The sequence below is a fragment of the Streptomyces glaucosporus genome (assembly GCF_039533345.1).
Lineage (GTDB): Bacteria > Actinomycetota > Actinomycetes > Streptomycetales > Streptomycetaceae > Streptomyces > Streptomyces glaucosporus.
The window spans coordinates 35,346-48,597 of record NZ_BAAATJ010000003.1 but is presented as its reverse complement, the minus strand read 5'-3'; the positions used below and the strand labels follow the sequence as shown (position 1 = coordinate 48,597).

Sequence of the window (13,252 nt, the reverse complement as noted above, 5' to 3'; positions counted from 1 at the left end):
GTAGAAAAGCCTCCCCGTCCACCGGCGTGAGCGGGCCGCCCCCCGGGATGCCGCCCACCCCCACGCGCATGCTGACCTGGAGGAAGAAGATGTCCCGACGCTCCACGGCACCGAGACGCAGAACCGCGTCCGTGCTCGGCGGCCTGGCCGCCGCCGCACTGCTCCTCACGGGCGGGCCCGCGGGCGCCGCCCCCGCGGACGGCCCGGCGCCGTCCGCCCCGGTGAACCGGGCGTTCGCCCGGGCCGCCGAGGAGTTCCAGGTCCCGCGGGACCTGCTCGTCGCGGTCGGCTACGGGGAGAGCCGCCTCGACGACCACGGCGGGAAGCCCAGCCACGCGGGCGGCTACGGCGTGATGCACCTGGTCGACAACCCCGTGCACCGCACCCTGGAGGAGGCCGCCGAGCTGACCGGCGAACCGGAGGCCGACCTGAGGCGGGACACCGCCGCCAACGTCCTCGGCGCCGCCGCCGTACTGCGCGCCTACGCCGACGAGTCGGGCCTGGACGCAGCCGAACGCCGCGACCCGGACGCCTGGTACCCCGTGGTGGCCCGCTACGGCGGCGCGGACGACGCCCGGACCGCGAGGCTCTACGCCGACGCCGTCTACGACTTCCTGGCGGACGGCTTCAGCGCCCTCACCCCGGCCGGCGAGCGCGTCACCGTGGAGCCGCGGGACGTCGACCCCGAACTCGGCCGCTACGCCGAGGTCCGCCCCCTGGGAGACCCCGCCGGCCCCGCCGCCTCCCCGGAGTCCTCCGGGACGGGCGCCCTGAGCACCGACTACCCGCCCGCCCTGTGGGCGCCGGCGCACTCCGGGAACTACACCGCCGGCCGCACGTCGCCGATCACCCACATCGTCGTCCACGTCACCCAGGGCTCCTATGCCGGGGCCATCGGCTGGTTCCAGAACCCGGACGCGGACGTCAGCGCCCACTACGTGATCCGCTCCTTTGACGGGCAGGTCACACAGACGGTCCGCGACCGCGACACCGCCTGGCACGCCCGGTCCGGCAACCCCTACTCCATCGGGATCGAGCACGAGGGCTACGTCGACAACCCCGCGTGGTTCACCGACGCCATGTACCGCTCCTCGGCCGCCCTCACCCGCCACCTGTGCGACCGCCACGGCATCCCCAGGGACCGCGCGCACATCGTCGGCCACCACGAGGTCCCGGGCAACGACCACACCGACCCCGGACCCAACTGGAACTGGACGTACTACATGCAGCTGGTGCGCGGCGGCGACGCCACCGCCCCCGTCCAGCTGGACTTCGCCTCCTACGGCACGCTGCGCAGCGGCTCCACCGGCGCCCAGGTCAAGGCCGCCCAGCACCTGCTGAACCAGAACGGCTTCGACGCCGGCGCGGTGGACGGCGTCTTCGGCGCCGCCACCGAGGGCGCGGTGCGCGCGTTCCAGCGCAACCGCGGCCTGACCGCCGACGGCGCCGTCGGCGCCCGCACCTGGACGGCCCTGCTCTCGGCGGGCGCCACGCCCACGCTGCGGCAGGGGAGTTCGGGCGAGGACGTACGGCGGCTCCAGCGCGCCCTGACGGCCGCCCTCGGCCGGACCGTCGGCACCGACGGACTCTTCGGCCAGGCCACCGACACCGCCGTCCGCGACTACCAGCGCACCCGCGGTCTGGCCGTGGACGGCATCGTCGGCGCCGGCACCTGGGGCGCCCTGCAGGCCGGCCGGTAGCCCGCGGGACACCCGCGCCGACACCTCGGTCCGCACCACCGCGCGGTGGTGCGGACCGACGCGTTCCGGGGGCCGGGACCCGTCCCGGGCGGCACCGCCGGCACACCCTTGTTACTCGTGCGTTCCTCACGACCGAGTCGTGACAGCTGTGACTGTTCCGTCACCGCCCGCACATGGAAAAGTCTTCCCCGTCGCCGCCAGACACGCCGGATGAGCCGAAGGGGGAACGATGAGCAAGGGTTACGCCGTCTTCTGCGACGCGGACCGCTGGTTCTACGACGCCCCCCACCGCATCCCGGACGACGCCGGCCGCACCGGCGGCTGGACGGCGGCCCTCCGCCCCGCCCCCGAAGGATGGCAGCGCCACCGCTCCGGGGACTGGCTGGCCCTGCGCCCGCTGGACGCCGAACTGCCCAAGCAGGGCTGGAAGATCCACGTCTCCGCCTGCCTGGACAACGCCGAGCGGATCATCGACGCGGTCTGGGACTACTGCGTGCCCCGCGGCATCGCCTTCAAGTTCATCCCGAACCGCTACCTGCTGCACAACCGCAACGCCAAGTACGCCGACCGCGGCGGCAGCGGCAAGTTCGTCACCGTCTACCCGGCCGGCGACGAGCAGTGCCGCACCATCGCCGAGGACCTGGACGCGCTGCTGGCCGGCGAGCCCGGCCCGTACATCCTCAGCGACCTGCGCTGGGGCAACGGCCCGGTGTACGTGCGGTACGGCAGCTTCACCGAACGGCACTGCTACGACCGGGACGGCGAGCTGCGCCCCGCGATCGAGGACGCCGAGGGCCGCCTGGTGCCCGACCGCAGGGACCCGGCCTTCCACGTGCCGGACTGGGTCGCCCTGCCGGACTTCCTCAAGCCCCACCTGGAGGCCCGCAACGCCACCAGGGTCGGCGACATCCCGTACCGCATCGAGAAGGCCCTGCACTTCTCCAACGGCGGCGGCGTCTACGTCGCGACCGACACCCGCACCGGCGAGAAGGTCGTCCTCAAGGAGGGCCGCCCGCACGCGGGCCTGGCCGCCGACGGGGCCGACGCCGTGACCCGGCTGCGGCGGGAGAAGGAGGCCCTGGAGCGGCTGTCCGGCCTGCCCCAGACCCCCGGGGTGCACGACTGGTTCACCCTCGGCGACCACCGGTTCCTGGCCCTGGAGTACGTCGAGGGCAAACCGCTCAACAGCTTCTTCGCCCGCCGGCACCCGCTGATCGAGTCGGACCCGGGCCCGGAGCGGATGGCCGAGTACACCGAGTGGGCCCTGCGCATCCACCGCCTGGTGGAGGAGGCCGTCGAGGCCATCCACGCCCGCGGCGTCGTCTTCAACGACCTCCACCTGTTCAACATCATGGTCTCCGAGGACGAGTCCTCGGTGACGCTCCTGGACTTCGAGGCCGCGGCCCACATCGACGAGGGCCGGCGCCAGGTCATCGCCAACCCCGGCTTCGTCGCCCCCGCCGACCGCAGGGGATTCGACGTCGACCGCTACGCCCTGGCCTGCCTGCGGATCGCCCTGTTCCTGCCGCTCACCAACCTGTTCGCGATCGACCGGGGCAAGGCCGCGCACCTGGCGCGGATAGTCGCCCGGGAGTTCCCCGCCGTGCCGCGCGAGTTCCTCGACGAGGCGGTGGCGGAGATCACCCGGGGCTGGCAGCCCCCGGAGCGGTCCGGGTCCGGCGGCGCGGCGCAGGAGGGGACGGCGGGCACCGCACCGGGCGGCTCCGCGGACGCGTACCTGCCCGTGCACCCCGCCGACTGGCCGCGCAGCCGCGACTCGATGACGCGGGCCGTGCTCGCCTCGGCCACCCCCGAGCGCGAGGACCGCTTCTTCCCCGGCGACATCGCCCAGTTCGCCCCCGGCGGCGGCATCTGCTTCGCCCACGGTGCGGCCGGAGTGCTCTACGCCCTGGCCGAGACCGGCGGGGAGCGCTGCCCCGACGCCGAGGAGTGGCTGCTGCGGAGGACCAAGGAACCCGCCTCGGGCACACCGCTGGGCTTCTACGACGGCCTGTCCGGCGTCGCCTGGACCCTGGAGCGGTTCGGGCACACCGACCGCGCCCTGGAACTGGCCGGCACGATCCTCGACCAGCCCTGGGAGGCACTCGCCCCCGACCTGCACGGCGGCCTGTCCGGCATCGGCCTGGCCCTCGACGCCCTGGCCGCCGCCACGGGCGAGAGCGCCCTCCACGACGCGGCGCTGCGCTGCGCCCAGCTCGTCGCCGACAAGGCCGACCGGAGCGGCGGCCGCCCCCTGCCGGCCGCCAAGGGAGCCCCCCGCGCCGGACTGCTGTACGGCTCGGCGGGACAGGCCCTGCTCTTCCTGCGGCTGTACGAGCGCACCGGCCAGCCCGAGCTGCTGGAGCGCGCGGCGACCGCCCTCCACCGCGACCTGGACTGCTGCGTGACCGGCGCCGGCGGCGCCCTCCAGGTGGACGAGGGCTGGCGCACCATGCCCTACCTGGGCGCCGGCAGCGTCGGCATCGGCATGGTGCTGGACGACTACGCCGCCCACCGCGAGGAGGAGCGCTTCGAACAGGCGCGGCACGACATCCTCGAGGCCGCCCGGTCGAGGTTCTACGCCCAGCCCGGCCTGTTCCGCGGAGTGGCGGGGATGATCCTCCACCTCGCCCGCACGACCACCGGCGAACCCGGCACCCACGAGGCCGATCTGCGCCGCCAGATCGACTCGCTGACCCGGGCCGCCGTTCCCTACCGAGGCCATCTGGCCTTCCCCGGCGAGCAGATGATGCGCCTGTCGGCGGACCTCGCCACCGGCACGGCCGGCTGCCTGCTCGCCCTGGGCAGCGCGCTGCACGGCACGTCCGTGCACCTGCCCTTCCTCCCGCCGCCGCCCCGGCGGCCCCAGAGCCGGTCTTCCGTCAGGGAGGCCGTACCAGAAAACCCGTCCCCACGGAAATGAAAGGAACAGAGAAATGACGCTTCTCGACCTGCAGACCATGGAGACCCCGCAGGGCGACGAGTTCACCGGTGGTGGCTCGCAGGCCAGCCTGCTGCTGTGCGGCGACAGCTCCCTGAGCGTCGTCACCTGCAACTGACCACGTCACCGCGGACGCTGACTCCGCGGAGGTGAAACGGTCAACGCGGTCCCGGGCGGTCACGACGCCCGGGGCCGCGTCGCCGTTGACCGTTGTTGTACCCCCGCAGCCCCGCGCGTACCCCTGCCGCACCGTCCACGGACGCGAGGACCACCGCCCATGGCCATCCAGCCCACCGTCCAGGGAACCGACGGCGCGCCGGACGGGCCCACGGATCCCGAAGAGCCCGCCGGCCCGGACGAGGCCGCCGGGCGCGACCCGGCCGGCCGCCTCCTGCTGGACGCGGTCCGCCACAGCGCCGGCCGCACCGCGTCGATCTGCCTGCTGAGCACCGCGGCGGCGGCCGCGTCCGTCGCCCTGCCCTCCGTCCTGGGACGCGCCCTCGACCTGCTGCTGGACCGGGACGGCCGCGGGGGAGCGGGCCCCTGGCTCGCGCTGTGCGCGGCACTGGTCGCGGCCGAGGTGCTGCTGGGCGCGGCGACCGCCCTGCTGACCGGCACCACGAACGCCCGCACCACGGCCTGGCTGCGCCGCCGCGGCCTGGGTCACCTGCTGGCCGTGGGGCCGCACCGCGCGGCCCGCTTCACCCCCGGCGACCTGGTGACCCGCCTGACGGGCAACGCGGCCGAGGCGGGCAACGCCCCCGCCACCGTCGCCGGTCTCTTCGCCTCCCTCCTGACCCCGCTGGGGGCCCTGGTCGCCCTGGCGCTCACCGACCTGTGGCTCGCGGCGGCCTTCTGCGCCGGGGTGCCCCTGCTGGTGCTGCTGCTGCGCGCCTTCGCCCGCGGCTCCTCCGACAGCGTCTCCCGCTACCAGCGAGTCCAGGGCGAGATCGCCGCCCGCCTGGTCGAGGCGCTCGCCGGCGCCCGCACCGTGGCCGCGGCGGGCACCGCCGACCGCGAGCGCGCCCGCGTCCTGGCCCCGCTGCCCGAACTCTCCGACCAGGGGCGGCGGATGTGGCGGGTGTACGGGCACGCCGTCGTCGGCAGCGGCGTCCTGGTGCCCCTGCTGACGATCGCCGTGCTGGCGGTGGGCGGGGCGCGCCTGGCCGCCGGGCACCTGAGCGTCGGCGAGCTGCTGGCCGCGTCCCGCTACGCGTCCCTGGCCGCCGGCATCGGAGGGGTGACGGGCCAGATCAGCGCCCTGACGCGGAGCCGGGCCGCCGCCCGGCGCGCCGCCGAACTGCTCGCCGTGCCCCCGGTCGCGCACGGCCGCCGGCCGCTGCCGCCGGACGGCGCCGGCACGCTGGAGCTGCGCGGCGTCACCGCCGTGCGCGGCGGACGGGCGGTGCTGCGGGACGTGGACCTGACCGTTCCCGGCGGCACCACGACGGCCGTCGTGGGGCGGTCCGGCGCGGGCAAGTCCACCCTGGCGGCGCTCGCCGGGCGGCTGGCCGACCCCGACGGGGGCCGGGTGCTGCTGGACGGGGTCCCGCTGGACGCGATCGACCCCGCCGAGCTGCGCCGGGAGGTCGGCTACGCCTTCGAACGCCCCGCCCTGTTCGGCACGTCCGTCGGCGAGGCCATCGCCTTCGGCGCGTACGAACCGGACCGGGAGGCCGTCGAGGCCGCCGCTCGGGCGGCCGGCGCCGACGGCTTCGTCCGCCGCCTCCCCGGCGGGTACGCCACCGCGCTCGCCGAAGCGCCGCTGTCCGGCGGCGAGTTCCAGCGCCTGGGCCTGGCCCGGGCCTTCGCCCACGCGGGCCGGCTGCTGGTGCTCGACGACGCCACCTCCAGCCTGGACAGCGTCACCGAACTCCAGGTGGGCCGGGCCCTGACCGAGGAGGTGCGGGCCGGCACCCGGCTGATCGTCGCGCACCGGGTCTCCTCCGCCGCCCGCGCCGATCTGGTGGTCTGGCTGGAGGACGGCCGCGTCCGGGCCGTCGGCCCCCACGCGGAGCTGTGGGAACTCCCCGACTACCGCGCGGTGTTCGCGACCGGGGACGCCGCCGGGGAGACCCCGGGGGAGACCTCCGGGAGGAGCCTCGGGGAGGGATCCCGGTGAGCCGGGACGTCCCGGGGCCGGCCCGCCGCCTCCTGCCGCGGGCGCTGCGCTTCCTGCGCGGCCGCGGTCGCGTGCTGGCCGCGCTCGGCGCCTGGTCGCTGCTGGAGTCGGCGCAGACCTTCCTGACCGGCTACGGGGTGGCCCAGGCCCTGGACCGCGGCTTCCTGGAGGGGCGGACCGGCGCCGGGCTGGCCTGGCTGGCGGTCGCCGCCGCGGCCGTCCTCCTGGGCGGGCTGGCGACCCGGGGGGTCTTCCGGGGCCTGGCCGATCTCGTCGAGCCGCTGCGCGACGGGCTGCTGCGCCGCGTGGTGGCCCGTGCCCTGCGGCGGGCCGCGGACGACCCGGCCCGCGCGGACGCCTCGGCCGTCTCCCGCCTCACCCACCAGACCGAGCTGGCCCGCGACAGCTTCGCCGGGCTGGTGCTGGTGCTGCGCTCCTTCGTGTTCACGGCGGCCGGGGCCCTGGCCGGACTGGCGTCCCTGGCCCTCCCGCTGCTGCTGGTCGTCCTGCCGCCCCTGGCGCTGGGCCTGCTGCTGTTCACGGCCACGCTGGTGCCGATGGCGGCCCGCCAGCGGGACTTCCTCGACGCGGACGAGGCCCTCTCCACCCGGTACGGGGCCGTCGCCGCCGGGCTGCGGGACGTGGTGGCGTGCGGCGCCGAGCGGCGCACGGCCGCGGAGGCGGACGGACTGGTCGGCGCCGAGGTGGCCGCGGCCCGCTCGCTGGCCCGCTGGGCCGCGGCCCGCACGCTGGCGCTGGGCGTGGCCGGCCACCTGCCCGTCGTCCTGCTGCTGGCCGCCACTCCGTGGCTGCTGGACAGGGGGGTCACGGCGGGCGCGCTGCTGGGTGCGCTGACCTATCTGACCCAGTCCCTGCTGCCCGCCCTCCACACCCTGATGAACGCGCTGGGGGCGGCGGGCACCCGGCTGCTGGTGATCCTGGACCGGCTCGTCGGGGACGACCCGGACGGCACCCCCGCGGACGCTGCGGACCCCGCTGGTGCTGCGGATTTCGCGGACACCGGGAAGACCGGGGACGCCGCGGCGGCCGTCCCCCGGGGCGGCGCGCGCACCGCCCCGGCGCCCTCCCCCGCCGCCCGGAGCGCCGGCTCCCGCGTGGAGCTGCGGTCGGTGACCTTCGCCTACGGCCCCGCCCAGCCGGTCCTCCGCGACGTCGACCTGGTGGTCGAACCCGGCGAGCACCTGGTGGTGGTGGGCCCCAGCGGCATCGGCAAGTCCACGCTCGCCGCCCTGGTCGCGGGGCTGCTCGCGCCCGGCGCGGGCCGGGTGCTGGTGGACGGCGAACCGGTCCGGGGCCGGGGCCTGGACGCGGACGAGGCGGCCCGGCGGCGGGTGCTGATCCCGCAGCAGGCGTACGTCTTCACCGGCACCCTCCGCGAGAACCTCCTGTACCTGCGCCCCAAAGGCGTGGAGGGGACGCCGGATGAGGCCGTGGCCGCCTCGGTGGACGCGGTCGGCCTCGGCCCGCTGGTGGACCGGCTGGGCGGCCTGGACGCGGTGGTCGACCCGGCGGCCCTCTCCCAGGGGGAGCGGCAGCTCGTCGCACTGGGGCGGGCCCACCTGTCGCCCGCGCCCCTGGTGCTGCTGGACGAGGCCACCTGCCACCTGGACCCGGCGGCGGAGGCACGCGCCGAGCGGGCGTTCTCCACCCGGCCCGGCACGCTGGTGGTGATCGCCCACCGGATCAGCTCGGTCCACCGGGCCGACCGGGTGCTGGTGATGGACGGGGCCCGCGCCGCGGTCGGGAGCCACCGCGAACTGCTGGACCGCTCGCCCCTGTACCGCGACCTGGTCGGCCACTGGCACGGCACCGGGGACGCCCGCGGCGCCGGGGACGGCGGGACGGGCGGCGGCGGGGCCGCGGCCCTCCGGGCCGGGCACGCGTAGCCGGGCACGCGTGAAGGGCGCCCGCCGCGGGAGGGCGGGCGCCCGCGCGGAGACGCCGTCCGGCTACACCCAGCCGGCGCCCTGGGAGATCCGGATGGCGTCCACCCGGTTGCGGGCCCCGGTCTTGCGGGTGATCGCGGACATGTAGTTGCGTATGGTGCCGCGCGACAGGTGGAGGCGGCCGGCGATCTCGGAGACCGTGGCGCCCTTGGCGGCCAGGGACAGCACGCTCAGCTCCCGTGCGGTCAGCGGCATGTCGGCGGCGCGCAGCAGGTCGTGGGCGAGGGACTCGTCCACGTATCTTCTTCCGGCGGCGACGTGCCGTATCCCCTCCATCAGCTTCTGGGGGGTGGCGTCCTTGTTCACGAACCCCATCGCCTGTGCGTCGTAGGCCCGGCGCAGCAGACCGGGCCGTCCGGGAGTGGCCAGAACCAGCAGCCCGCATTTCGCCGCCGTCATGTGCCGGCACAGTTCCGTCACCCCGCCCCCGTCCGGCAGTTCCGGCAGTTCCATGTCGACGACGCACACGTCCGCGCGCAGGGACCGGAGTCGGCTGGTATCGCCGGACCAGGGAACGTCCTTGACCTCCATGTCGGGCGCCTCGTCGAGCAGCGCTGCCAGGCCGGATCGCAACAGGCCCAGGTGGTGCACCAGCAGTACCTGAATCACGTTCGGCTCCTCCAGTGCCCTGTACGGGTGATGGTTGTCGAACACCCGTCAACAGATACCTACTCATGCCGCCGGATAACGCATACTTCCGGCCAGTACCGGCCAGTAGCCAAAGCAGTTGGAGTGCGCCGGGGGCGCACGGCCGAATCGCCCTACCGGTCCACATGCGCCTTTTCGGAAATGTCGGGACGGAGAACTCGTACACGCATTCGGCATTTTTTCGAACATGTTCGGTGATGGTGGATCCGCCTCCCGGATCCGCCCTTTCCGGAGGCGGTCCGCGCCGGCTCCCGGACCGGCGTCCCCTCCCGGGCGGGGCCGTGGCGCGAATCACCCGGGCCCGGCCGGTCCGGATCTCATACCGGCCGGTAATCTTGCAGGCCGGAGCCCTGGAGGGGCCCCGGAACCGGGTGCGACCGGGGTGCCGACGGAGCACCGCCGGGCGACTTGTGAAACTTGTTCTGGATCAACGGAGCGGTTACGCTCCCGCGGACGTTTGCCGCGAGGACCTTCAGAAGGGGGCCGTGAGTGACGGCAGAGGCCACCTGGGACGCCGTGCCCGGCCCCCTGGCGGGCGCAGCCGCCGACGGCGACCGGCCGCTGAGGATCGCGCTGCTCACCTACAAGGGGAACCCCTTCTGCGGCGGCCAGGGCGTCTACGTGCGCCACCTGTCGCGCGAACTGGCCCGGCTCGGCCACCGCGTCGAGGTGATCGGCGCCCAGCCCTACCCCGTCCTCGACGACGACGCGGACCTGGCGGGGGAGGTCACCCTCACCGAACTCCCCAGCCTCGACCTCTACCGGCAGCCCGACCCCTTCCGCACGCCGAAGCGCGAGGAGTACCGCGACTGGATCGACGTGCTGGAGGTCGCCACCATGTGGACCGGCGGCTTCCCCGAGCCGCTGACCTTCTCCCTGCGGGCCCGCCGCCATCTGGCCGCCCGCCGCGGCGAGTTCGACGTCGTCCACGACAACCAGACCCTCGGCTACGGCCTGCTCGGCCTGGAGCGCCTGGGCTTCCCCCTGGTCACCACCGTCCACCACCCCATCACCGTGGACCGGCGGCTCGACCTGGACGCCGCCCGGGACTGGAAGCGGCGGGCGTCCGTGCGCCGCTGGTACGGCTTCACCCGCATGCAGAAGCGGGTGGCCCGGCGGCTGCCGTCCGTGCTGACCGTCTCCGGCTCCTCCCGCCGGGAGATCACCGAGCACCTGGGGGTGCGCCCCGAGCGCGTCCACGTCGTGCCCATCGGCGCCGACACCCGGCTGTTCTCGCCCGACCCCTCCGTGCCCGAGGTCCCCGGCCGCATCGTCACCACCTCCAGCGCGGACGTCCCCCTCAAGGGACTGGTCCACCTCGTCGAGGCCCTGGCGAAGGTCCGCACCGAACACCCGGACGCGCACCTGGTGGTCGTCGGCAAGCGCGCCGAGAACGGCCCCGTCGCCACCGCGATCGAGCGGTACGGCCTCACGGACGCCGTCGAGTTCGTCAAGGGCATCAGCGACCGGGAACTGGTGGACCTGGTCCGCGGCGCCCAGATCGCCTGCGTCCCCTCCCTCTACGAGGGCTTCTCCCTCCCCGCCGCCGAGGCCATGGCCACCGGCACCCCGCTGGTCGCCACCACCGGCGGCGCCATCCCCGAGGTCGCCGGCCCCGACGGCGAGACCTGCCTGGCGGTTCCCCCGGGCGACGCGGGCGCGCTCGCCGCCGCGCTGGGCAGGCTGCTCGGCGACGCGGACCTGCGCGCGAGGCTGGGCGCGGCCGGACGGGAGAGGGTGCTGAGCCGCTTCACCTGGGAGCAGGCCGCCCGCGGCACGGTGGAGCACTACCGCGCGGCGCTCCAGGACACGGCGGCCCGGCGCACCTCCGCCCCCGCCCTCAGCTAGACCCCCGCACGTCACCGAGGAAGGCAGACCGCCAGTGCTGACCGTGGACTTCTCCCGCTTCCCGCTCGCCCCCGGCGACCGGGTCCTGGACCTGGGGTGCGGCGCCGGGCGCCACGCCTTCGAGTGCTACCGGCGGGGCGCGCGAGTCGTCGCGCTGGACCGCAACGGCGAGGAGATCCGCGAGGTCGCCAAGTGGTTCGCCGCCATGAAGGAGGCCGGGGAGGCCCCGGCGGGCGCCGAGGCCACCGCGATGGAGGGCGACGCGCTCGCGCTCCCCTTCCCGGACGACAGCTTCGACGCCGTGATCATCTCCGAGGTGATGGAGCACATCCCCGACGACAAGGGCGTCCTCGCCGAGATGGTCCGGGTGCTCCGCCCCGGCGGGCGGATCGCGGTGACCGTGCCGCGCTACGGCCCGGAGAAGGTCTGCTGGGCCCTCTCCGACGCCTACCACGAGGTCGAGGGCGGCCACATCCGCATCTACCGCGCCGACGAACTGCTGGCGAAGATGCGCGAGGCGGGCCTGCGCCCGTACGGGACGCACCACGCGCACGCCCTGCACTCCCCCTACTGGTGGCTCAAGTGCGCCTTCGGGGTGAACCGGGACGGCGACGACGCCGCGCTGCCGGTGCGCGCCTACCACAAGCTGCTGGTCTGGGACATCATGAAGAAGCCCCTGGCCACCCGCCTCGCCGAGAACCTCCTCAACCCCGTGATGGGCAAGAGCTTCGTGGCCTACGCCACCAAGCCGCACCTTCCCGTCGCCGCGGCGTCCGGCGCGGAGCGGGCGTGACGAGCCCGGGCCGCACCGAACGGCTCGTCCTGCCGGGCGTCCTCACCGCCGAGGAGGCCGCGCTGACCGTGGCGGGCATCGCCGCGCTCCAGCGGCCCGACGGCGCGATCCCCTGGTTCCGCGGCCACCACCTCGACCCCTGGGACCACGTCGAGGCCGCCATGGCGCTGGACGCGGCCGGCGAGCACGAGCGGGCCGAGGCCGCCTACCGCTGGCTGGCCGAGCACCAGAACACGGACGGCTCCTGGTACGCCGCGTACGCCGACGGGGACGCCGAACGCCCCACCGACCTGGGCAAGGAGAGCAACTTCTGCGCCTATGTCGCCGTCGGGGTGTGGCACCACTACCTCGCCACGGGGGACGACACCTTCGTGGAGCGGATGTGGCCGGTGGTCGTGGCGGCGATGGAGTTCGTCCTGGGCCTCCAGCAGCCCGGCGGCCAGATCGGCTGGAAGCGGGAGGCCGACGGCACCCCCGTCGCCGACGCCCTGCTGACCGGCTGCTCCTCCATCCACCAGGCGCTGCGCTGCGCGCTCGCCCTCGCCGAGCACCGCGAGGAGCCGCAGCCGGACTGGGAGCTGGCGCTGGGGCTGCTCGGCCACGCGGTGCGGCGCCACCCCGAGCGCTTCCTGGACAAGAGCCGCTACTCGATGGACTGGTACTACCCCGTCCTCGGCGGCGCGGTGACCGGGCCCGAGGCCAAGGAGCGCATCGAGGAGGGCTGGGACCGCTTCGTCGTACCCGGCCTGGGCGTGCGCTGCGTCCTGCCCAACCCGTGGGTGACCGGCGGTGAGAGCGCCGAACTGGCGCTGGCGCTGTGGGTGATGGGGGAGTCGGACCGGGCGCTGGAGATCCTGCGCTGGATGCGGCACCTGCGGGCCGGGAACGGCATGTACTGGACCGGATACGTCTTCGAGGACGACGCCTTCTGGCCGGAGGAGCTGACGTCCTGGACCGCCGGTTCGCTGCTGCTGGCCGTGGCCGCCCTGGGCGGCGACGAGGCCACGGTGGCGGTCTTCGGCGGGGAGGGGCTTCCGGCGGGGCTGGAGCCGGACTGCTGCTGAGGCCGTCCGGCCCCGGCCCTCCGCCGTCCCCACAGCCGGCCGGGCCGCCGTCGGCGACGGCCCGGACCGCGGGCGGCCCGGGAACAGGCGGGCCGCCGCCGCGATTCCGTCGGGCTCACCGCCCTCCGGTCGCTCTTCTCGGTTCGCTTTTCTCGGATCGCTCTCTTCG

Annotated in this window: 9 protein-coding genes; 8 read left to right on the top strand and 1 reads right to left on the bottom strand. The window is 75.2% G+C overall.

Annotated elements, in window-relative coordinates; all coding sequences use genetic code 11:
- Positions 1-89 precede the first annotated feature (89 nt).
- The 5 genes from ABD358_RS04435 (at position 90) to ABD358_RS04415 (ending at position 8,670) form a co-directional block, all read left to right on the top strand.
- The gene (locus ABD358_RS04435) at positions 90-1,700 is read left to right on the top strand and encodes a peptidoglycan-binding protein (RefSeq protein ID WP_425576256.1); all 1,611 of its coding nucleotides are present in this window, start codon (positions 90-92) and stop codon (positions 1,698-1,700) included.
- 229 nt (positions 1,701-1,929) lie between these two features.
- Positions 1,930-4,623 (top strand): class III lanthionine synthetase LanKC, encoded by a 2,694-nt coding sequence (lanKC, locus tag ABD358_RS04430; RefSeq protein WP_344629502.1) that lies wholly within the window; start codon positions 1,930-1,932, stop codon positions 4,621-4,623.
- 13 nt (positions 4,624-4,636) lie between these two features.
- Positions 4,637-4,759 carry a SapB/AmfS family lanthipeptide gene (locus tag ABD358_RS04425; RefSeq protein ID WP_344629501.1) on the top strand — a complete coding sequence of 41 codons (123 nt, stop codon included), beginning with the start codon at positions 4,637-4,639 and terminating at the stop codon, positions 4,757-4,759.
- A gap of 159 nt (positions 4,760-4,918) precedes the next feature.
- Positions 4,919-6,763: an ABC transporter ATP-binding protein gene (locus ABD358_RS04420; protein ID WP_344629500.1), complete on the top strand. Its 1,845-nt coding sequence runs from the start codon at positions 4,919-4,921 to the stop codon at positions 6,761-6,763.
- Positions 6,760-8,670 carry an ATP-binding cassette domain-containing protein gene (locus ABD358_RS04415; protein ID WP_344629499.1) on the top strand — a complete coding sequence of 637 codons (1,911 nt, stop codon included), beginning with the start codon at positions 6,760-6,762 and terminating at the stop codon, positions 8,668-8,670. The genes ABD358_RS04420 and ABD358_RS04415 overlap by 4 nt, the downstream gene beginning before the upstream one ends.
- 63 nt (positions 8,671-8,733) lie before the next feature.
- On the opposite strand, the gene ABD358_RS04410 is transcribed toward ABD358_RS04415, so the two are convergent.
- Positions 8,734-9,339: a LuxR C-terminal-related transcriptional regulator gene (locus ABD358_RS04410; protein WP_344629498.1), complete on the bottom strand. Its 606-nt coding sequence runs from the start codon at positions 9,337-9,339 to the stop codon at positions 8,734-8,736.
- A 528-nt stretch (positions 9,340-9,867) separates the two neighbouring features.
- Here ABD358_RS04410 and ABD358_RS04405 point away from each other — a divergent pair.
- The 3 genes from ABD358_RS04405 to ABD358_RS04395 are packed head-to-tail and all read left to right on the top strand — an operon-like array spanning position 9,868 to position 13,083.
- Positions 9,868-11,226, top strand: a complete 1,359-nt coding sequence (locus tag ABD358_RS04405) for a glycosyltransferase family 4 protein (protein ID WP_344629497.1) — start codon at positions 9,868-9,870, stop codon at positions 11,224-11,226.
- 34 nt (positions 11,227-11,260) lie between these two features.
- The gene (locus tag ABD358_RS04400) at positions 11,261-12,019 is read left to right on the top strand and encodes a class I SAM-dependent methyltransferase (RefSeq protein ID WP_344629496.1); all 759 of its coding nucleotides are present in this window, start codon (positions 11,261-11,263) and stop codon (positions 12,017-12,019) included.
- Positions 12,016-13,083: a prenyltransferase/squalene oxidase repeat-containing protein gene (locus ABD358_RS04395; protein ID WP_344629495.1), complete on the top strand. Its 1,068-nt coding sequence runs from the start codon at positions 12,016-12,018 to the stop codon at positions 13,081-13,083. Before ABD358_RS04400 ends, ABD358_RS04395 begins: the two co-directional genes overlap by 4 nt.
- The last annotated feature ends 169 nt before the right edge of the window (positions 13,084-13,252 follow it).

Bases quoted from the DNA above. Each gene is read 5' to 3' on its own strand.
- ABD358_RS04435 (WP_425576256.1), top strand. From the start codon at position 90: ATGTCCCGACGCTCCACGGCACCGAGACGCAGAACCGCGTCCGTGCTC.
- lanKC (WP_344629502.1), top strand. From the start codon at position 1,930: ATGAGCAAGGGTTACGCCGTCTTCTGCGACGCGGACCGCTGGTTCTAC.
- ABD358_RS04425 (WP_344629501.1), top strand. From the start codon at position 4,637: ATGACGCTTCTCGACCTGCAGACCATGGAGACCCCGCAGGGCGACGAG.
- ABD358_RS04420 (WP_344629500.1), top strand. From the start codon at position 4,919: ATGGCCATCCAGCCCACCGTCCAGGGAACCGACGGCGCGCCGGACGGG.